This window comes from Enterobacter cloacae complex sp. IR5458 (genome assembly GCF_049238025.1).
Lineage (GTDB): Bacteria > Pseudomonadota > Gammaproteobacteria > Enterobacterales > Enterobacteriaceae > Enterobacter > Enterobacter kobei.
In genome coordinates this window covers 1-19,971 of sequence record NZ_JBMKIF010000048.1, presented here as the reverse complement: position 1 = coordinate 19,971, position 19,971 = coordinate 1, and the positions used below count along the sequence as shown (strand labels likewise).

Annotated in this window: 18 protein-coding genes and 1 tRNA gene; 10 read left to right on the top strand and 9 right to left on the bottom strand. The window is 45.5% G+C overall.

The features are described 5' to 3' along the window. Positions 1-102 precede the first annotated feature (102 nt). From ACOTYN_RS23720 to ACOTYN_RS23700, 5 genes are all read left to right on the top strand, one after another. Positions 103-1,014: a VasL domain-containing protein gene (locus ACOTYN_RS23720; RefSeq protein WP_226856280.1), complete on the top strand. Its 912-nt coding sequence runs from the start codon at positions 103-105 to the stop codon at positions 1,012-1,014. 173 nt (positions 1,015-1,187) lie between these two features. Then, on the top strand, positions 1,188-1,826 hold the full coding sequence (locus ACOTYN_RS23715; protein ID WP_008786709.1) for a DUF2913 family protein: 639 nt from the start codon (positions 1,188-1,190) through the stop codon (positions 1,824-1,826). Positions 1,827-1,960: 134 nt separating this feature from the next. After that, complete coding sequence (locus tag ACOTYN_RS23710; RefSeq protein ID WP_008786708.1) at positions 1,961-2,791, top strand: hypothetical protein; 831 nt, start codon at positions 1,961-1,963, stop codon at positions 2,789-2,791. Next, positions 2,777-2,903: transfer RNA gene (locus ACOTYN_RS23705), tRNA-OTHER, on the top strand. Before ACOTYN_RS23710 ends, ACOTYN_RS23705 begins: the two co-directional genes overlap by 15 nt. Positions 2,904-3,539: 636 nt before the next feature. Continuing rightward, a complete protein-coding gene (locus ACOTYN_RS23700; protein WP_332959358.1) occupies positions 3,540-4,358 on the top strand; it encodes an abortive infection family protein in 819 nt (272 codons plus the stop codon). A gap of 401 nt (positions 4,359-4,759) precedes the next feature. Here the strand turns inward: ACOTYN_RS23700 and ACOTYN_RS23695 are convergent, their stop codons facing one another. Genes ACOTYN_RS23695 through ACOTYN_RS23680 form a run of 4 tightly spaced genes read right to left on the bottom strand, consistent with a single transcriptional unit; the run spans position 4,760 to position 9,031 of the window. Next, entirely contained in the window at positions 4,760-6,073 is a 1,314-nt protein-coding gene (locus ACOTYN_RS23695; RefSeq protein WP_008786706.1) for a hypothetical protein, read from the bottom strand. A gap of 41 nt (positions 6,074-6,114) precedes the next feature. Continuing rightward, positions 6,115-6,810 (bottom strand): hypothetical protein, encoded by a 696-nt coding sequence (locus tag ACOTYN_RS23690; protein ID WP_020996173.1) that lies wholly within the window; start codon positions 6,808-6,810, stop codon positions 6,115-6,117. 27 nt (positions 6,811-6,837) lie between these two features. Then, entirely contained in the window at positions 6,838-7,626 is a 789-nt protein-coding gene (locus ACOTYN_RS23685) for a tetratricopeptide repeat protein (protein WP_008786705.1), read from the bottom strand. A 58-nt stretch (positions 7,627-7,684) separates the two neighbouring features. Further along, positions 7,685-9,031 carry an ISNCY family transposase gene (locus ACOTYN_RS23680; RefSeq protein ID WP_080398136.1) on the bottom strand — a complete coding sequence of 449 codons (1,347 nt, stop codon included), beginning with the start codon at positions 9,029-9,031 and terminating at the stop codon, positions 7,685-7,687. A gap of 254 nt (positions 9,032-9,285) precedes the next feature. Here ACOTYN_RS23680 and ACOTYN_RS23675 point away from each other — a divergent pair, with 254 nt between their 5' ends. Both ACOTYN_RS23675 and ACOTYN_RS23670 read left to right on the top strand, forming a co-directional pair. Further along, positions 9,286-10,284 carry a hypothetical protein gene (locus ACOTYN_RS23675; RefSeq protein ID WP_008786703.1) on the top strand — a complete coding sequence of 333 codons (999 nt, stop codon included), beginning with the start codon at positions 9,286-9,288 and terminating at the stop codon, positions 10,282-10,284. Between the two features lie 3 nt (positions 10,285-10,287). Next, positions 10,288-11,205, top strand: a complete 918-nt coding sequence (locus ACOTYN_RS23670) for an S-4TM family putative pore-forming effector (RefSeq protein ID WP_008786702.1) — start codon at positions 10,288-10,290, stop codon at positions 11,203-11,205. Between the two features lie 30 nt (positions 11,206-11,235). On the opposite strand, the gene ACOTYN_RS23665 is transcribed toward ACOTYN_RS23670, so the two are convergent. After that, positions 11,236-12,639, bottom strand: coding sequence for an ISNCY family transposase (locus ACOTYN_RS23665; protein WP_008786701.1), 1,404 nt, complete (start codon positions 12,637-12,639; stop codon positions 11,236-11,238). 489 nt (positions 12,640-13,128) lie between these two features. Here ACOTYN_RS23665 and ACOTYN_RS23660 point away from each other — a divergent pair, with 489 nt between their 5' ends. Both ACOTYN_RS23660 and ACOTYN_RS23655 read left to right on the top strand, forming a co-directional pair. Then, entirely contained in the window at positions 13,129-14,607 is a 1,479-nt protein-coding gene (locus ACOTYN_RS23660) for a SulP family inorganic anion transporter (protein ID WP_054628790.1), read from the top strand. Positions 14,608-14,625: 18 nt separating this feature from the next. Then, positions 14,626-15,453 carry a universal stress protein gene (locus ACOTYN_RS23655; protein WP_001066652.1) on the top strand — a complete coding sequence of 276 codons (828 nt, stop codon included), beginning with the start codon at positions 14,626-14,628 and terminating at the stop codon, positions 15,451-15,453. 59 nt (positions 15,454-15,512) lie between these two features. On the opposite strand, the gene arsC is transcribed toward ACOTYN_RS23655, so the two are convergent. Genes arsC through ACOTYN_RS23640 form a run of 3 tightly spaced genes read right to left on the bottom strand, consistent with a single transcriptional unit; the run spans position 15,513 to position 17,606 of the window. Beyond that, positions 15,513-15,938, bottom strand: a complete 426-nt coding sequence (arsC, locus tag ACOTYN_RS23650) for a glutaredoxin-dependent arsenate reductase (protein ID WP_000065802.1) — start codon at positions 15,936-15,938, stop codon at positions 15,513-15,515. A 12-nt stretch (positions 15,939-15,950) separates the two neighbouring features. Further along, positions 15,951-17,240: an arsenic transporter gene (locus tag ACOTYN_RS23645; protein WP_054628791.1), complete on the bottom strand. Its 1,290-nt coding sequence runs from the start codon at positions 17,238-17,240 to the stop codon at positions 15,951-15,953. A gap of 45 nt (positions 17,241-17,285) precedes the next feature. Next, positions 17,286-17,606, bottom strand: coding sequence for a transcriptional regulator (locus ACOTYN_RS23640; protein WP_000941305.1), 321 nt, complete (start codon positions 17,604-17,606; stop codon positions 17,286-17,288). 86 nt (positions 17,607-17,692) lie between these two features. Here ACOTYN_RS23640 and arsH point away from each other — a divergent pair, with 86 nt between their 5' ends. Continuing rightward, positions 17,693-18,397, top strand: a complete 705-nt coding sequence (gene arsH, locus ACOTYN_RS23635; protein WP_000130816.1) for an arsenical resistance protein ArsH — start codon at positions 17,693-17,695, stop codon at positions 18,395-18,397. A gap of 32 nt (positions 18,398-18,429) precedes the next feature. On the opposite strand, the gene ACOTYN_RS23630 is transcribed toward arsH, so the two are convergent. Continuing rightward, complete coding sequence (locus tag ACOTYN_RS23630) at positions 18,430-19,833, bottom strand: ISNCY family transposase (RefSeq protein ID WP_058687697.1); 1,404 nt, start codon at positions 19,831-19,833, stop codon at positions 18,430-18,432. Positions 19,834-19,971: the final 138 nt, after the last annotated feature.

The window sequence follows — 19,971 nt, the reverse complement described above, 5'->3', positions numbered from 1 at the left end:
TCGCGCAATCCGGGCTGAGTTCCCTTTCAGTGATCTACTATTCCGCGCAGCTATTTAGGCCTGAACCAGGGAATAAGGCTTTTGAGCTCAACTGGTGAAGCCTTGCAACGGCTCGAACTGCACAGAGCAAGTGGTTTTGAGCCGCTTCGTCAGATGCTGCAAAACACAATTATCAGGCTGGAAAATAGTGATGTCACGTCAAGCCAGACGGATAGCAATCTAACTGACGTAGCACTACCGGTTAAGGCAGAAAGGCAGAATAGTCAGCGCTGGGTATATGTGGTGAATTCTGAACCAGCAGTTGAAGTTGAAGTAATCAGAAAATCAGCCTCAAGGGTCACTCCATTAGTGGCTTATTTCGGCGGTATTTTAACAGCTGCCGTACTGGGCATAGTCACCTATATTTTCACGCCAATAGTATTCAGCCACCCCGGAGAAGATGCGTTGAACAACTCTCTCGCAGCTTTACCGACCAGCATGCCTCTTCCGGCTGTCGATCAGCTACGCCAGGACGCTCCGACGTGGCTTGAATCCAGTGATACCTACGCCAAACAATTAACTTCCCGTCTGAACGAACTGAGCACTCTTTCACCGTATTGGCCATTGCAATACGGTAATCAGTTGGTAGAACAAACTCGCCATCTTTACCCTAACGCCAAATTTGCAGAGGAGTTGTCGGCGGACTGGCGATCAAAGCTGCAAGCCAACAGTTTGCCCAATGCCACCATCTCAGGTTGGTACAGGGGAGTATCTGAGCTTCAGACGCTTCAGGACAGACTTAATCAACTCGATGAGAAGAAGGGCAAATACCTGACCGTTAGTGAGCTTAAAACGGCTGTGTTCTCTATATCAAAGTCCTTAAACGAAAGCGTGCCAGTTGAAGAATTAATCCGGCAACTGCAAAATTCCCCGCAGGATCAACCGCTGTCCCGAGACCTGCTCAACCGGGCAGATCTACAGCTCAGGCAACTGAATAACTCCTACATCATGGCCACGTCAAACAACCAAAAATAGATTTTGGGTTAGACATACCAGGTAATGATGAAGACGCGCCGGTTTGGCTTCATACACCTCATCCCTACCTACTTCGAAACTCGAAACTTGACCTCATTTCGCCGGTTCGCCAACAACCAATTTCATGATAATCTCCGGCCTTAAAATTTTCCTTAACAGTCGTGGAGAAAGTATTGACTGAGCTAACTACTAAGCGCCCTGATACTGAACTAGCTCATCTCGCCTGGTGCATCATCGTAGCGGTAAAGCTTGCACGGAAAGAGGGAAGATCTCTCACGTCTCTTCAAACACACATGTTCATAATGCAGTGGCTTTCAACAGCTCAGAAACGCAAGGTTTTTCCTAAATCTCTGGCGCCTGACATAATCTGGTTACAGGAACAAGGGAAACTGAAAGGGCCATCAGCACGGCTTTACAGCAAGGTGGAGTATATCTGGCTGGCAAGCTCTGGTGAGTTAGCCAATCAGAGCACGCTGTTTAGATTCACCTGCATGATTGACACGCTACGTTCAATGGGCTGGCAGGATCACCTATTATCCGATACCGAGTGGCAGGATGGTTGGAAATGCGGTACAGATGTATCGGCTGTGTATACACAGAAATCTCAACTCCATAGCTCATTTACAGAATCAGGAAATCTTATATTGCCACTTGAGGTGCGTGTAACTGGCGTTCCAGACGGGATATTTCCATTATTGGAGCAGTGCGGGCTCAAAACTGAGAAATTGCCTGTGAGTATGGGTTATACTGTCCTGATTTTACAGCCAGAGATTGATTTAAGTTCCGTGAAGCAAGATATCGTTGAATATTAATGGCCTGAGGATTCAGACCATTAATAATTTATCTTTAGCCCACAACTCGCTTAAACGGTCTCTGACTATCAAAGTGATAGTTAATCTTTGCCGTGTATTTTATAAAATCAATCTCAACACAGGAGGCGTTACCTATGACAGAAGATATGCAGCCACGATCTATTGAGACAAAATTCAGAAAACTTTTAGGGACAGTAAACCCACATTTAATTCTGATTGATGTAGCAGTAAAGGAACTCCTTTGCAAAGATGAATCTGGCCGCATTAACATTAATCGAATTGAAGACGTAACTAAAAAGCATAAAAATGCAAAACTAAAAGTTGCACATTTAGAGATTTACAAAACATCTCTCTACGTAACACAAAGTCACATTGCATTTATATATAGCTGCCTAGAATCATTTTTGAAAGACTACATTTCCTTGTCAAAAAAAATATATAGTGATGAACGGTCATTCAATATTGATAATGTAGACATACTACGTAGAGCAATTCACCATGCTCATGTGAACAAAATAAATGGTAAGATTACGCATCCTAAATTAAACCATAATGAGTTGTCAATTTACATAGATGAACTTGATTTAAAATTATTGGATTACTTTAGACTTGTTCGTAATATTAACGCACATAGCCGAGAAAACACTAATCTTTGGGAAGAAATGTTTTCAGAATCTGACTTAATTAAAATGCGTAAAAAATACAAGCATGAAGTTAATAAAGAAGCTGAATTAACAATACGTGATGTAATTCTGTATTCTCAGGTATGCCAACAGGTCGCCCACCATATCTGCCAAAAAATGTTGGACATTGAAAAAATCGCAAAATCACTTTGCATAAAATATAAACACCTTACTGGTCCTCGTAAAGACAATGCAATCACAAAGACATTAATCAACAATTACTTGCAAGATAAAGATGAGGTTGATAGAATCCGGAATGCATTTAATGGCTGGTTAGCTTAGTTGGTAGAGCTCCCTGGGTCCCTTCATAAGCAATTTTGAAGGGCCTTCCAATAGGTTTAGGTACTGAATCTATTGGAAGGGGATGTGAGGTTCGAGTCCTCGCCAGCCACCAATCTTTTCATGATCAAAACCTCTTCTTCGAACTAATACAAAACCTTTACATCTTCACCCGGTGACAAGCTGCTAATAGATCTGTAATGTTCAATGTGTGGCTCGCACGCCTCCGGTGACTTAGGCATAAGTTGCTGATGGGTCGAAAAGACGTTCGGAGACTGCCCTGTGGGCAAACTTATCATTGGCAGGGCTGATGGTGAGGGTTAAAGAGCGTTTCAGGAAACTCGGAACGTGGGAACAATACCGGTTATGTAAACCACGAACTGTCCAAGGCTGCGGCAGTATAAATACGCCAGATATTACGTGTCTGGGGCCCCAGATCATATCAGAGCATAAGCGATGAATATCGATCTGAAAATTGAGATAAAAGTGGATGTAGCGGCGGTCATTGTGTCCATTACTGGTCTTTTGACTCTTGTTACGAAGTACCTCGGCTATCTCTAAACAAATCCTGGGCGGTCATATGACTGCCCAGGTACTCAAACCCCACCTGACAATCGGACTTGTCCAGAGCATTAATTATCAGGAACAGCTTGCCAATGTGGTTATGTAAAAAACCAGGCATTTATCGTACCTCATTTTTCGGTTATAATAATTAATTGAAATTAACAATAGAATAATCCCGTAGGAAAGAATGAATAATAAAATACCTAACAATGTAATTGGCGCGGTGTCTTCAGTACTGGGTGAGCATTATTTTAGCCATTCAACTTTAAATTCACTGTTTATGGAATCGGGCGCACCTGGTGAGGTGCCTCTAGGAAACTGTGAAACAAAATGCAGCAATTGGCTTAAAGCTTGCAATGAAGATGACTCAGTAGATGCAATTTCAGTACTGGGGATAATTATCCAAAAATATATGGATTTACCTCCAAATTCATTCTCTAGGGCAGGAGCTGGGTCTACAGTCGAAAGTGGACAAAAAAGAATAATTGATGCTTTATCCAAGAACCAATTAGTCTACAGACTCAATGGATTTATAACTAAGTCTGGGTCTACTCCGATTTCTAAGACGTTAGAGGATTATCTAAAGTCTGGTGACTATTCATCCATTGAAAATGAGTTTCTTCGTGCAGTGGAGAATATTCAAACCGATCCACATGCATCAGTCACTGCCGCATGCGCTATAATTGAATCTGCATTAAAATGCTACATAAAAAAATTCAATTTACCTATGCCACAAAAATTGAATGTTGCACCACTTTGGTCTGTCGTACAGCCAGACTTGGACCTTAATTCCGATCCCACTTTAGCGGGTGACCAGCACAAAATTTTAAAAGGAATTTCATCACTAATCGACGGTATTGGCGCATTCCGGTCACATATAGGGAGTGCTCATGGGCGTGGTCAAAATCCTCCGCAGATAGTAGTTGCCGAAGCTAGACTCGCAGTTAATGCATCTCATACTTTAGTTGTATTTATAATGGATGTTATCCATGCGAGTAAATTTTAATCATACTGGCACTTAGATTAACAATGGCCGGATTCATTGCTCTTAAATTTTAGTGTACCCAGTTCTTTGTAGCACTGATGGTCGATTCTACCGCTTTGAACTTGCCTCAAACAAACCAGGGTCTGCGACCGGGATTTATGTTCTGGACGTGTGCCTGAGCCTTATGGCTGGGCTATTTTATTAGGTTTTAGGTGCCTTCCTGCAATCACTCAAAACGCATTCATTAGTGCGTATTTCATGTAAAAATGAGCAACTTACCCTTATAAATCAATATGTCAATGCGGTTTTAAAGTGTCACCTATATTTGCAAGATAGAAGTGGCACTTTGCTAAAGATTGGAAGTCGTCTATTCACAAATCGCTGTCAATAAGTATTAATTTTTGTTGTTACATAACATTCGTTTATATGATTAATACTCTATCATCTTGTGAGTAACAAATTGGAGATATTGTCATATTATCAAATACAGCATGTGTGATAATACCTGGAGCCATCTTAGCTAGACTGCCTTCATAACCGCTTCCTTTTTTTTCTGCCCGGAGATATACATCACCTTTCTGAAATACATAGTGTGATTGTATCGAAACATTTGTTTGAGTATCATTAATCATTAGAATCATGGGTGAACTTTCAGAGCTTATTGCACCAATGCCAAATTCCATTTTTAGACATTTCATATTTTCAAGCTTATTTTTAATATCTGAGGTTGAAGGAAAAAAACCTTTGACCCCACTCTTAATTGATGTCGTGATCATTGTGCTATTTTTTTCAATATCGGATACAACCTGAGGTTGAAACAGAAAGTACATGTCAAACCCACATCTCTCCCAATCAGCCCCTAAGTTGGTCAAGTGGTCATTGATCATTTCTATGTTAGCTGTCGAACCCAACCGAATTACTAATTGTTTTAATGATTTTGAGTCGTCTGGGTCAGATAAGAGTTTGTCATTTGCTTCATCTATTTTATCGATGATATTCCTCTGTTCATTGAAGTGGTGCTTTGCAATGATAAGTATTGTATCGGAAGGACTAACTAGTCTGTTCTTATCAAACTCAGTTATTTCATGGAATCCAATACCTCCGCTTCCATTACTAAATGGGTAAAAACCATAATCTTTCATTTGAAATGCAATGAAAAAGCATATTTCTCTTGTAAGTTCATCTGTTAGGATATCATGCTCTAGTAGAATCGTTAATCTTCCAGACAACCTCCTAGCTTTAAGATGATTTTTGAACGTGGACCGAATTACTTCACTTCTTGTATTGAAGTCTTTTTCATGTTTGGTTATGTCATAATTTTTTATAGAGACCTTATGTCTAAATCCAGTTTCAAAATCAACTGTATAATCGTATATTTTAAATGATTTAGGACAAGGGGAAACTGTCCCGTTGCTTGTTGACAAAGACCCGATTATTATCATTTCGGTAAGCAAACCATGTGAACTATCAGTATCCTTCTTTATCTCTTTAGCAGTTCCATCAAGCCATTTCTTATTGTTAACACTCAAATTAATTATAGATTTCCCTAAAGAGTATAATTCAGATGTGGACAGGACATCCCGCCTGGCCCATAACTTTTGTAGTCTATGTCCTTCTTGTTTACTCAGCCATGCTAAACTAAAAAGATCTTCCACTGCCTGAATTGCATTGATGACCTCTTCTGAGGAAGTTGATTTAATCAAGTGCTCAATTGCACGGTTGAATTTATTATTCATAATCTAACCTTTTATAGCATATCCATTTAAAAATTAATTTTTTAAAGCTGTCTGAATTTATAGTTCATTATAAATCCGGGGCCATTCAAAGAATTAATTACTTCATTATGAAAGTTTATGAAACATTCTAAAATAAAGTGAAGCGAGCTTCTCTTAAAAATCAACTCATGCTCTCCATTTAACCTTTTTGTATCAATACATCCGCTTTCTGAAATTAACCGTTTTATGTTCCCATCCTTTAAAATATGATCACTTACATACCGATTGTTATGTGCACATAGGTTTCTTAATTTAACAATACAAGATATCAAGTTTCTTGATTCTGAATGAGTGATGGGAAGTAACTTTTTTAAAATTAAGTTACAACGTTCTAAGCCCTTTTGGTTAAAATCCGAAACTCTCCAAATTTGATCGTTGAATTTTAAAATCGCTTGTGTGAGTGATTCAATATTACACTCAAACATTCCAAACATTGTTAAAAATGCTGAGGCTCTAAGCCTGCTTGGCATTAAGGTAGCGTAATTTTCAACAACCTCGTCAAAATTATAACTTGCAAAACCTCGAAATTTATAATACTCATCACTACCAAAGTCGTGGTCGTAAGAGCATATTCTCGGGCCTGATTTTTCGAAGTCGCGCAAGGATTTATTGATTAGGGATTCGGTTTCTTCAATGAGGCCTTCCATTATCCAAAAACTTTGATAAATCCGATTTAGCGACACCTCCAACTCTGTCATTAGCAACGCCCTCTTTCGCTCCAGTTGTTAATATCCAACTATCCACTCAATTGCACCAGGAGTGCGAATCCAAGGCTTTATATTATTATTCACGTAATAAATGGCTTCATCCATTCCACCTAACGTGATAAATCCACTGTTAGATTTGGGCTGCAATCTGCACTTCGATAACAACCCCGGGATGTGTCTATTAGAATCAATTGCAGCTTTAGCGATATCATCAGCATCTTGGGATGACTGTCGGTAGGCGAGTAGGGCGCGTGTATACTGAAAGAACGGTCGCATATCCCTAGGATAATCGTCTAAAAGGAAGGCCAGATCATCCACCATTTCAAGCTCAAGGTAATAGTTCGCTAATAAATGACGAATCCCCTGGTTATCGTTTGGGTTGAGCTTAAGCATTTCGCGACAGTGAGCCATGGCCGGGTGGAAGTTACCTGACACCCACAAGGCATCAGCCAAAGCAGCTTTTGCTCTCATATATGGGCGTGTTTCGACACATCTCCAGAAACGGCCTGCGAATTCCTGAAAATCCTCGCCCAGAGCAATGCTGGCTGCGTACAAAGCCGTCTCCAGATTAACGATTTTTGACTCAGGAGGTTCTTGAGATATCTCGCAGTAGAATGAGTATGCGTCAGCACAGAGCGGGGATTTCTTGATAGCTTTTCTGATGAGTTTCAGCACAACGTCCAGGTCATCAGTTTCCCAGGCATCGAACATAAACTCCTGAGCCGCAGCCAGATCCAGCTGTAATTGCTCAGAACTGACAGCATTTTTATACAAATCAATGCGCTTTTTAGTCGGGAATTTAATCATCTCAAGTATCCTTTTGGGTGCTCACTGTTCCGGTACTTTGTAGCACTGATGGTCGATTCTACCGCTTTGAACTTGCCACAAACAAGCTCGGGTCTGCCAGAACGGGATTGATAGCCCGGAGCTGTTCCTGGACGCGCACCTGAGCCTTACGGCTGGGCGATTTTTTGCTTCGTTCCCGTTTGCCTTCGCTTTCCCGCTCATCCTGTTTTACCTGAGCCAGTCTGAGTACAGTCCCGAGACGTTTGTTATCGACAATCTGCCCCTGGTCGACACAGGCCAGCTTATCAAATGCCTGGCACTTGAGGATCCGGTGTCCATAGTGGAAGGCGAGGGTGCCATCGGGATAATCCAGTACTTTAATTTTTTCACCGGCAAGACGGCTATTTTCTTCTGTTGGGTCCATGAGATAAAGGATCTTATCGTACTGGAATGTCAGTGATTTCGACACGGTACGGACATCATGCCAGGCAAAGATGTCTCTTAACTCATCGGGGCTTTCCTGTACCGGACGATGCAAATCTTTGGGGAACTTTGGCGGACGCGAAAAACGACGGTTGAAGTCTTCGATGAAATTCGAAAGCCAGGCATTTGCGGCTTCAATGCCGGTAATGCCTTCAAGGCGCATTTCCTTGATCAGTCGATCCTGAAGTGTCTGATTAGCACGTTCCACGCGGCCTTTAGCTTCCGAGCTGTTGGCACAAATGAGCTCAATTGCCATGTCATAAAGCACACGTCCGAACTGGGTAACGGTGGTATTGCGGTTCTCCGGACCGCTGACACGAAATATTGCGTGTTTGTCACTGTACAGCGATACCGGCTTCCCATGCTGCTCAATGTATTCCCAGGTTGCCAGCATGTAATCAAAGGCTGTTTCTGACTCGCTGAACCGCAAATGCATCAGGCGGCCAGTAGCGTCATCTATAAATACAAGCAGGCAGCATTTCGGCGCACGACCTTCAAACCAGTCATGATGGGAGCCGTCTATCTGGACAAGCTCTCCGAGACAATCACGACGATGTCGGGGCTGATAAACCCGTGACTTGCGACGAGCATGCGGGACCCAGAGTCCGTCAGACGTCATCCAGTTGCGGACGGTCTCGATTGAAAGCCGGATATCATGGCGTTCCCTGAGTTTTTCAGCGGCCAGCGTGGGTCCAAAGTCACTGTAGTTTTCACGTATCAGTTTGAGGACGCGTAGTTTAAGCGATTCGGTCAACCGGCGGTTGCTTGGCTGGCCGCGTTTACGGCTGACAAGTCCTTCAGCACCAGAAACCCGGTAACGATTGATAAGCCGTTGCGCCTGACGTTCCGAGATGCCAAGCTGTGAAGCTGCATCGCGACGCCGTAGACGCTTTTCGCAAACTGCCTGTATTACCGGCAAACGGTGGATCTCTTTATCTGACATGGTGACCAACATCCGTTGAGTCCCTTAGAATTGCATTCAGTTTAGCTTACTCTAAGGTGACGTTTCTATCTGGATAAAAAGTGACATTACTAAATGGTCCTAACACATGTTTGTCAAGGCTAAGTTAAGATGTCCGGGGCAGGGCAAAGTTCAAATGTCCTCCAATACTCAGTAGATTGCAGAAGTAAATTCATGTGGAGACAGCCTATAACCTAATGGTAAAATTAGCTTTTAGCTGTTAGAAGAGGGATGCTATGGCTCTTACGGTGACTGCTGCGTTTAACGAGTTTCAGCGCAATATTGTAAATCTAGATAGCTCTCAGACTGATCGAGCCAGAGCCAGTAGAGATTGGTTATTGGGCAGAATGAACACTTTTCCAAATAATGATGTTTATTTCCCCATAATATACCCTGATATACATACAGGTTTTGGTTCCTTTGCTAGACGCACAAAAATTCGCCCTTTAGATGATATAGATCTTATGTTTGGTCTCGATGGTGATGATTGTGTATACAGCGAGAGTGATGGAAAAATAATAATCACTGCGCGTGAAGGAACCGTTCGTTTAAAATACTATAAGCATGATGGCACAAATTTTATTAACTCTAGAAAAATAATAAACAGTTTTATCTCAAGCCTAAATCAAATTCCGCAGTATGATAAGGCTGATGTAAAAAGAAATCAGGAAGCAGCTACTCTGAAGCTAAAATCCTATGACTGGAATTTTGATATAGTTCCTGCATTCATTACTACTCCAGATTCATTTGGCAAGACATATTATTTAATACCAGATGGGAATGGTCATTGGAAGAAGACAGATCCACGAATTGACAAGCAAAAAGTTACTGATCTTAATGTTAAACTCTCAGGAAACATGTTAAATGTCATTCGTGTAATAAAATATTGGCAAAAACGTCCCACCATGCCTTCAATGAGTAGTTACTTGTTAGAGACAATGCTACTTAACTACTTCAACGGTCGATCAGAATGTTATCAATGGGTCGATTTAGAGATTGTCAATGTTTTAGGTTACTTAGCCTCTGCTATATTTAGTCCGGTATACGATCACAAAGGCATACAAGGAAACATAAACAACCTTAGTTATGATGATAAATTAAAGATATCTATCCGCTGTTATCTTGACCAAGGAAAAGCAACGGAAGCCCGTAATTACGAAAGTCAAAATAACCACAGAGCGTCCATTAACAAATGGCAGGATGTTTTTGGTGTCAACTTCCCATCATACGGATGAAAAATGAGTCAAATATTTTTGCGCCAAAATGATAGTAAAAACATTGAGTTACTAATGGCAATGAGGCGGACTTACTCACAGGTTAAATTTGTTAACTGGGTAGTGTTTTTTCTTAGTGTCGTAATATCTGTCGCTATTGTAATATTTACTACAGTGATAAAGAAAATGGGGCTATTCCCTCATTTGACTATAGCTCCTTATCTCGGTTATTACGGTATAATCGTGTTGGTCATCACAATTATTTTTTCCACAATGATTTCCTCAATGAAAAAATGTGCAGCCACAATTCAGGAAATGTTTGACTGTGATGTCTTACACATTCCATGGAGTGAATTAAAAGTAGGGAAGCCGGTTGGCAGAGAAAATGTCTTTAAGGCTTCAAGGTATTACAAAAAAAGAAACAAAAATGATGAGTTTATTAACTGGTATCTAAATAAAGATTATCATGCTAATGAAAACATATTGGCATTATTATGTCATGCGAAAAATTTTGGCTGGGATAAGGCACAGCGCGATGTAATGAGTAAAATATATTTTATCACTATGTTACTTTCCTTTTTGGTACTTCTTGCATATGGTTTATGGTCTAAATCCTCGCTGGAAGATTTTTTGTTTTATATTGTTTTCATGCTCCCGTTTTTTAGACATGTGATAATGTTATACGTTGAAAACAACAAATCTATTAATCGAATTATGCGTGTTAAAGATTTTATTGAGAAAAAAATACAGAATATAAAGATAAGTGGCATTATAAACGATGACATCTTATCTCATGATTTAAGATCGATTCAGGATGAGGTTTATGCCCATCGATCGACCTCGAATCCTGTGCCCAATTGTCTCCACAGATTCATGCGGAAGAATAATGAGGCTATTTATGATGATTATTTTGAAGAGAACTTGAAAATTTTACCCCGATAGTTAATATACCCGGAGTTATCCTCCGGGTTTTCATATCTGTTTCTTACCAAATATTTCTTCAGATCGTGACTGAAGTTTTACAAGCGCATTGAACATATCGTCCTGATCCAAAGAACGCTGGGATTTTTTCGTCGTGGGGGCTTTGCGCCTGCGTGAAGGGCCGTCACCGGATGGCACTGATTGTGACCGGTTATTATCCCGTTCGGCCTGCACCAGTTGCGCCATTTCCAGCGCACGGCCAAGACGTTTATTGTCCACAATGGCACCCTGATCGATTTCAGATAGTTTGTCATAGGTAGAGTAGGGAAGTGATATGCCATTAAGCCGGAGCTCTTTATGTCCGTCAGGGTAATGCCAAACATCAATATATTTACCAATTGCCCGACGACTGAATTCGCTGTCTTCAATGAGATAAAGCACTTTGTCGTACTGCACCGTGAGTGATTTCGACACGCGGCGGGCTTCACGCCAAGTAAACACCATATCAAGATCATCATCGACATCCAGTTCCCGGTGAACATCGAACTCCTGGCGAGGCGCTTTTGAGAAACGTCGGTTGTAATCGTTCATGAACTCTTCGGCAAATGCGTTTGCAGCTTCCATGGTGCTGATGTCCTGAAGCCTGAGTTCCTTGACCAGTCTGTCCTGAAGGGTCTGATGCGCCCGCTCAACACGACCTTTTGCTGCGCTGGTTTCTGCACAGATGGTCTGAATGTTCAGTTCGTGCATCGCACGGCCAAACTGGGTATCGCCGTCGCCGCCGGTTGCATTTTTATTGTTGATCCTGAATACACTGGCTTTGTCGCTGTACAGTGCCAGCGGTTTACCATGTTTTTCGATATAACCACGTGTCGCTTCAAAGTAGGTGAAAGTAGACTCAGATTTCACGAAACGAAGCTGCATTAAGCGACTGGTTGCATCGTCTACGTAAACCAGTGCCGTACACTTAGGTCCCCGGTTTTCAAACCAGTGATGATCACAGCCGTCGATTTGTATGAGTTCACCGGCACAGGCACGACGGTAACGAGGCTGCTGAATTTTTGGCGCACGTTGCTTACGTGGGACCCACAGACTGGCCTGAGTCATCAGCTTACGCACAGTTTCTTTGGAAAGATGTACGCCATGAATCTCAGACAGCTTTTCACAGGCCAGCGTCGGGCCGAAATCGTTATAGCGTTCTCGAATAATATTGAGCGCGTAAGCAGCCAGTCCCTGAGGCAACTGATGGTTGCTTGCTTTACCACGGCGACGGCTGGTCATTCCAAGTGGACCATCTTCACGATAACGAGCAAGAAGACGGCGGCACTGACGGTCGGATATCCCAAGCCGCTGAGCTGCCACCTGTGTTGTCAGACGCCGGTCGATGACTTCCTGAATAATCTTGAGTCGGTTAACTTCATCCAAAGTGAAAAACTCCGCTGCGAGAGCCGTCATGGTAATCCTTACTTGATTATACACGCCGGACATCTTAACTTAGCCCAAGGCGGACATTACAACTTTGCTGTTACACATGTTTGTCAAAGCTAAGTAGAGATGTCCGGGGTGGGGCAAAGTTCAAATGTCCTTTGATAATATTGAATTCCTGGATAAAAATCGCATCTTAACCTCTTCGTTTGAGTACCTTGTTGGGTTGACCCCGTATTCGCTTTATTTGTAGTATTGGGCTGCTTTGAAGTGTTTCATGTTCAAACGCGACGTGTTCTGTAAGTTCTTCCTGACAACAGAGCCGACAATATATACACATCCGCTATGGAGAATCTGACAACCGCTATGCGTATTACGCCACCCTGAGTTTTTCCTTCCTCTGTCGTACTGAGCAAGCCTCAGCACGCACTCAATAACATCCCGTCTGCGGATGTGCTTTACCGTACGTAAAAATGTAGCCCTCCAGGGCTGACTGTATCTAAAAACTGAGAAATTACTATGTTGCTGTCCTCGACGCGTAAGGACTGGCTGGGTAACGTCCGTGGTGACGTTCTGGCCGGTATTGTTGTCGCGCTCGCACTCATTCCAGAAGCGATCGCCTTTTCCATTATCGCCGGTGTTGATCCCCAGGTGGGCCTCTACTCGGCGTTCTGTATTCCTCTCGTTATGGCCTTCTTTGGCGGACGTCCGGCGATGATTTCGTCCTCCACCGGTGCAATGGCTCTCCTGATGGTGACGCTGGTGAAAGATCATGGCTTACAGTATTTACTGGCTGCCTCCATACTGACCGGGGTATTCCAGCTGATAGCCGGATATCTGAAGCTTGGCGGGCTGATGCGTTTTGTTTCACGCTCAGTGGTCACGGGGTTTGTTAATGCACTGGCAATACTGATTTTTATGGCCCAGTTGCCTGAGCTGACCAATGTGACATGGCATGTTTATGCCATGACTGCGGCAGGGCTGGGGATCATCTATCTCTTCCCTTATATCAACAAAACCATTCCTTCACCGCTTGTGTGCATCGTGGTGCTGACTGGGATTGCCATGTGGCTGCATCTGGATGTGCGAACCGTCGGGGATATGGGGAAACTTCCCGACAGTCTGCCGGTCTTCCTGCTCCCGGACGTGCCTTTAAATCTTCAGACGCTGCTCATCATCCTGCCATATTCTGCGGGGCTTGCGGTGGTTGGCCTGCTTGAGTCGATGATGACCGCCACTATCGTGGATGACATGACCGACACGCCAAGCGACAAAAACAGGGAGTGCAAAGCTCAGGGCATCGCGAACATCTGCACATCCTTTATCGGAGGAATGGCAGGCTGCGCGATGATTGGGCAATCTGTTATCAACGTAAAATCCGGTGGACGCGGACGACTTTCAACCCTCACGGCGGGCGTGGTGCTGCTTTGCCTGATTGTGTTCCTGCGCAACTGGGTCTCCCAAATTCCGATGGCAGCGCTGGTCGCGGTGATGATTATGGTTTCCATCGGGACATTCTCCTGGCGCTCCATTGCCAACCTGCGGACACACCCCCTTTCAACCAGCGTGGTCATGCTTGCCACCGTCGCGGTTGTGGTGGCAACACATAATCTGGCCTTCGGTGTGCTGACCGGTGTACTGATTGCTTCGCTCAATTTTGCCACTAAAGTATCCCGGTTCATGCGTGTAACCTCAGTTCTGGAGGGGACGAGCCGGACGTATACCGTCACCGGCCAGGTATTCTTTGCATCAGCAGACCGCTTTACGAGCCACTTTGATTTCCGTGAAGCGATTGAGAATGTGGTGATAGACGTTTCACATGCCCATTTCTGGGACATCACGTCCGTCAGCGCCCTGGATAAGGTGGTCATTAAGTTCCGCAGAGAGGGCGCCGGGGTTGAAGTACGTGGGATGAATGAAGCCACCCGCACCATCGTTGACCGGTTTGGTGTTCACGATAAACCTGAAGAAGTCGAAAAACTGATGGGCGGTCATTAACAGACTGGAGGGAAAACTATGAATAATACTGTTACAGCCTGTGTGGACGGTTCACTTTCAACGCGGTCAGTGTGTGAATATGCGGCGTGGGCAGCCCGCACTTTGCAATCACAGCTAGCACTGTTGCACGTTATCGAAAAAGACAGCACCCCGGTAGTGTCAGACCTGACCGGCACTCTCGGCATAGACAGTCAGCAATTGCTGACCGATGAGCTGGTAGAAATTGAAGGGCAACGTAATCGCCTGCTGATGGCCCAGGGGAAAGCAATACTGGAAAGTTGTGCTGAACTGCTTCAAAAACAGGGAAGCCCGGATGTGCTTTTGATGCAAAAACACGGTACACCGGATGAAGTTCTGGCAGAGCTGAGCGACCTTCGTCTCATGGTGCTGGGGCGTCGGGGTAGCCAGCATCCGGTAGGCTCTCATCTGGAAAGCGTTATTCGTCTGCAAAAGAAACCCCTACTGGTTGTTCCGGAGAACTACTCAGTGCCTTCCAGAGTCATGCTGGCTTATGATGGCAGTGAAGAAAGCAGGAGTAACCTGGAACGTCTGACGATGAGTCCCTTACTCAGGGGGCTGGAGTGCCACCTTGTCATGGTAAACGGTAAGAAGGAAGAGCTGCTGACCGCACAGCAAATTTTACGTGACGCGGATATAGAAAACAGCACAACACATCTTACCGGGCAATCAGTCGGGGACGCGCTTATTCGTTACGCCGAGGAAAATGCTGTCGATCTGATAGTGATGGGGGCCTACGGTCATTCCAGGTTGCGGCAGTTCTTTATCGGTAGTCATACCTCCGAAATGCTGCAAAAGACGCAACAACCGCTTCTTATCCTCCGTTAGCACTGATTATCTTAAATAAAAAAGGGCGAGTTCTCTCGCCCTTCGTCACAAGAACACGTTTAGTTCAGCCGGTTACCTTTTTCATCAACTACCTTCTCACCGTCCTCTTTCGTGAACGCGCTTTTCTGCGCATCGGGAAGAATATCCAGCACGACTTCAGAAGGGCGACATAGCCGGGTACCCAGCGGCGTTACCACGATAGGGCGATTGATCAGAACAGGGTGCTGCAACATAAAATCGATTAACTGCTCGTCAGTAAAGCGGTCTTCCGCCAGCCCTAACGCTTCAAAAGGTTCGACATTCTTACGCAGCAGCGCTCGTACCGTGATCCCCATATCCGCAATGAGTTTTACCAGCTCAGCTCGTGATGGTGGGGTTTCAAGATAATGAATAACGGTCGGCTCTGTACCGCTGTTGCGGATCATTTCAAGGGTATTGCGTGACGTGCCGCAGGCCGGGTTGTGATAAATGGTAATGTTGCTCATATCAGTATCTCATTACAAAGTGAAAGACAGACGAAGCGCCAGTGCTGCAAGCGTGACAAACAGCACGGGGATTGTCATGACAATGCCCACCCGGAAGTAATATCCCCAGGTAATTTTGATATTTTTCTGCGACAGAACGTGCAGCCACAGTAACGTTGCCAGACTGCCGATAGGGGTAATTTTTGGCCCCAGGTCGCTGCCGATGACGTTGGCGTAAATCATCGCTTCTTTGATAACACCGGTCGCTGTGCTGCCATCAATCGACAGCGCCCCGACCAGCACGGTCGGCATATTGTTCATCACTGATGACAGGAAGGCCGTCAGGAAGCCCGTACCCAGCGTTGCCGCCCACAATCCCTGCTCTGCCAGCTGATTCAGCAAGGAAGAGAGATAGTGGGTCAGACCGGCATTTCGTAAGCCGTAGACCACCAGGTACATCCCCAGCGAGAAGATAACGATTTGCCAGGGCGCACCACGCAGCACCTTACCGGTGTTAATGGCATGCCCTTTTTTCGCAACAGCAAACAGAAGCAATGCACCAGCGGCTGCGACCAAACTGACCGGTACGCCCAGCGGCTCCAGTCCGAAGAATCCCACCAGAAGCAACACCAGAACCAGCCAGCCGGTTTTAAAGGTATTCATATCACGTATAGCGTCTTTCGGTTCTTTCAACAGAGAAACGTCGTAAACGGCGGGAATGTCCTTACGGAAAAACAGATGCAGCATCACCAGCGTAGCCGCAATCGCGGCCAGGTTAACCGGGACCATCACGGCGGCATATTCTGAGAAACCAAGCTTAAAGAAATCCGCCGAGACGATATTCACCAGGTTTGAGACAATCAGTGGCAGGCTTGCCGTGTCAGCGATAAACCCTGCGGCCATGATAAACGCTAAGGTTGCCCCCCGGCTGAATCCCAGCGCCAGCAGCATCGCGATAACGATAGGTGTCAGGATCAGTGCCGCACCGTCGTTGGCAAACAGTGCCGCAACCATCGCACCAAGCAGGACGATCCAGGTGAAGAGCAGCCGCCCCCGGCCATTCCCCCAACGGGCAACGTGCAGCGCGGCCCATTCAAAGAAGCCGGATTCGTCGAGCAGAAGACTGATGATGATCACGGCGATAAAGGTGGCGGTCGCATTCCACACTATCTGCCAGACCACCGGAATATCCCCCAGATGAACGACGCCAGTCAGCAATGCCAGAATTGCGCCCAGTGAGGCACTCCAGCCAATCCCCAGCCCTCTGGGTTGCCAGATAACCAGGACGAGCGTGAATAAAAAGATAGCACCAGCCAGTAACATCAGAAACTCCATTCACATTTGTTTATTCGGATATATATATCGCCATCAGCAGGAGACAGATGCCACGCTACTGAGCTTGTTGCGTATGTTTTCTCGTTCACAGTTCCAGGCTGTATCAATAATACCCGCAGCCCATGCTGGCATGTGTGGCGACAGTCGGTAATGCACCCATTTTCCTTCGCGACGGTCGATGACCAGCTCGGCTTCACGTAAAAGGGCCATATGGCGAGAAATTTTTGGCTGAGACTCTGCGGTTGCCGCACAGATGTCACAGACGCACATTTCACCGGACTCCCTGAGAAGCATCACGATAGTTGAACGGGTCTCGTCGGCGAGCAGTTTAAAAAGCTGAACAGGCTGTAGCATGCTTAACCTCGTAAAAAAATAACAATACATATGGTATTTCATATGTGATAACTTTTAAAGCATAGCTTATGAAATGGAGATTTTTTATGACCGACTTACCAGCAATCGAACCGGCTTATTTTGATGATGCGCTTGCCAGCAAACTTACGGGCAACAACGAAACCATGCCGCGAATTCTCATCCTGTACGGTTCAGTACGAGAGCGGTCCTACAGTCGTTTTGCAGCGGAAGAGGCCGGGCGGTTGCTGGCAAAGATGGGGGCTGAGGTGAAAATATTTAACCCATCCGGTCTGCCGTTACCCGATGATGCGCCCGAAAGTCACCCCAAAGTGCTTGAACTCCGCGAGCTGGTCAGGTGGTGTGACGGAATGGTCTGGAGTTCTCCGGAAAGACATGGCGCCATGAGCTCGGTGATGAAGGCCCAGATTGACTGGATACCCCTGAGTGAAGGTGCTGTTCGTCCTTCCCAGGGTAAAACGCTGGCCGTCATGCAGGTTTGTGGTGGTTCACAGTCGTTTAACACGGTCAATCAGATGCGGATACTTGGCCGCTGGATGCGGATGTTCACCATCCCCAATCAGTCGTCAGTGCCAAAGGCATGGCAGGAATTTGATGATGAAGGGCGCATGAAACCCTCACCCTGGTATGACAGGATTGTCGACGTTACCGAAGAGTTGTTCAAAATGACGTTACTCCTGAAAGGGCACACAGCCTACCTGTCCGACCGCTACAGCGAAAGGAAAGAGAGTCATCAGGAGCTCGCGGCACGGGTCAATCAGGCCAAAATCTGACAGCCAGGCATGCCCGGATGGATTACCGGGCTTTAAATCGGTTTCTTTCCAAATATCTCTTCAGAGCGTGACTGAAGTTTCACCAGGGCATTGAACATATCGTCCTGATCAAGGGAGCGCTGAGATTTCTTCGTTGTGGGGGCTTTACGCCTGCGTGAAGGACCGTCGCCGGATGGAACGGACTGCGACCGGTTATTATCCCGCTCGGCCTGGACCAGCTGCGCCATTTCCAGGGCCCGCCCCAGACGTTTGTTGTCCACAATGGCCCCCTGATCGATTTCAGAAAGCTTGTCATAGGTGGAGTAGGGAAGTGACACGCCATTAAGCCGGAGCTCTTTATGTCCATCCGGGTAATGCCAGACATCGATGTATTTACCAATCGCCCGACGACTGAATTCGCTGTCTTCAATCAGATAAAGGACTTTGTCGTACTGCACTGTGAGTGATTTCGACACTTTACGAGCTTCACGCCAGTTAAATACCATATCAAGATCATCATCGACATCCAGTTCCCGATGAACATCAAACGCCTGGCGAGGCGCTTTTGCGAAACGACGGTTGTAATCGTTCATGAACTCTTCGGCAAATGCGTTCGCAGCTTCCATGGAACTGATACCCTGGAGCCTGAGCTCCTTGACCAGGCGGTCCTGAAGCGTTAGGTGCGCCCGTTCAACGCGGCCTTTGGCAGCACTGGTTTCTGCACAAATGGTCTGAATGTTCAGTTCATGCATCGCACGGCCAAACTGGGTATCGCCGTCGCCGCCGGTTGCGTTTTTATTGTTGATCCTGAATACACTGGCTTTGTCGCTGTACAGTGCCAGCGGCTTGCCATGTTTTTCAATATAGCCCCGGGTCGCTTCAAAATAGGTGAAAGTAGACTCAGATTTCACGAAAAGAAGCTGCATTAAACGACTGGTTGCGTCATCAACGTAAACCAGCGCCGTACACTTAGGTCCCCGGTTTTCAAACCAGTGGTGGTCGCAGCCGTCGATTTGTATGAGTTCACCGGCACAGGCACGGCGGAAACGCGGCTGCTGAATTTTTGGCGCACGTTGCTTACGTGGGACCCAAAGACTGGCCTGAGTCATCAGTTTACGGACGGTTTCTTTAGAAAGATGAACACCGTGAACCTCAGACAGCTTTTCACAGGCCAGTGTCGGACCGAAATCGTTGTAGCGCTCGCGAATAATATTCAGCGCGTATGCGGCCAGTCCCAGAGGCAGCTGATTGTTGCTGGATTTACCACGACGGCGGCTGGTCATGCCAAGCGGACCATCTTCACGATAACGCGCAAGCAGACGGCGGCACTGACGGTCGGAGATACCAAGCTGCTGAGCTGCCATCTGTGTTGTCAGACGCCGGTCGATGACGTCCTGAATGATCTTGAGTCTGTTAACTTCATCCAAAGTGAAAAACTCCGCTGCGAGAGCCGTCATGGTAATCCTTACTTGATTATACACGCCGGACATCTTAACTTAGCCATTATCGGACATTACAACTTTGCTACTACACATGTTTGTCAAGGCTCAATTGAAATGTCCGTTATCCAGCTCAATTAAAATGACCACTTTGAT

Coding starts and splice junctions, on each gene's coding strand:
- ACOTYN_RS23710 (WP_008786708.1), top strand. CDS start 1,961: ATGACAGAAGATATGCAGCCACGATCTATTGAGACAAAATTCAGAAAA.
- ACOTYN_RS23700 (WP_332959358.1), top strand. CDS start 3,540: ATGAATAATAAAATACCTAACAATGTAATTGGCGCGGTGTCTTCAGTA.
- ACOTYN_RS23695 (WP_008786706.1), bottom strand. CDS start 6,073: ATGAATAATAAATTCAACCGTGCAATTGAGCACTTGATTAAATCAACT.
- ACOTYN_RS23690 (WP_020996173.1), bottom strand. CDS start 6,810: ATGACAGAGTTGGAGGTGTCGCTAAATCGGATTTATCAAAGTTTTTGG.
- ACOTYN_RS23685 (WP_008786705.1), bottom strand. CDS start 7,626: ATGATTAAATTCCCGACTAAAAAGCGCATTGATTTGTATAAAAATGCT.
- ACOTYN_RS23680 (WP_080398136.1), bottom strand. CDS start 9,031: ATGTCAGATAAAGAGATCCACCGTTTGCCGGTAATACAGGCAGTTTGC.
- ACOTYN_RS23675 (WP_008786703.1), top strand. CDS start 9,286: ATGGCTCTTACGGTGACTGCTGCGTTTAACGAGTTTCAGCGCAATATT.
- ACOTYN_RS23670 (WP_008786702.1), top strand. CDS start 10,288: ATGAGTCAAATATTTTTGCGCCAAAATGATAGTAAAAACATTGAGTTA.
- ACOTYN_RS23665 (WP_008786701.1), bottom strand. CDS start 12,639: ATGACGGCTCTCGCAGCGGAGTTTTTCACTTTGGATGAAGTTAACCGA.
- ACOTYN_RS23660 (WP_054628790.1), top strand. CDS start 13,129: ATGTTGCTGTCCTCGACGCGTAAGGACTGGCTGGGTAACGTCCGTGGT.
- ACOTYN_RS23655 (WP_001066652.1), top strand. CDS start 14,626: ATGAATAATACTGTTACAGCCTGTGTGGACGGTTCACTTTCAACGCGG.
- arsC (WP_000065802.1), bottom strand. CDS start 15,938: ATGAGCAACATTACCATTTATCACAACCCGGCCTGCGGCACGTCACGC.
- ACOTYN_RS23645 (WP_054628791.1), bottom strand. CDS start 17,240: ATGTTACTGGCTGGTGCTATCTTTTTATTCACGCTCGTCCTGGTTATC.
- ACOTYN_RS23640 (WP_000941305.1), bottom strand. CDS start 17,606: ATGCTACAGCCTGTTCAGCTTTTTAAACTGCTCGCCGACGAGACCCGT.
- arsH (WP_000130816.1), top strand. CDS start 17,693: ATGACCGACTTACCAGCAATCGAACCGGCTTATTTTGATGATGCGCTT.
- ACOTYN_RS23630 (WP_058687697.1), bottom strand. CDS start 19,833: ATGACGGCTCTCGCAGCGGAGTTTTTCACTTTGGATGAAGTTAACAGA.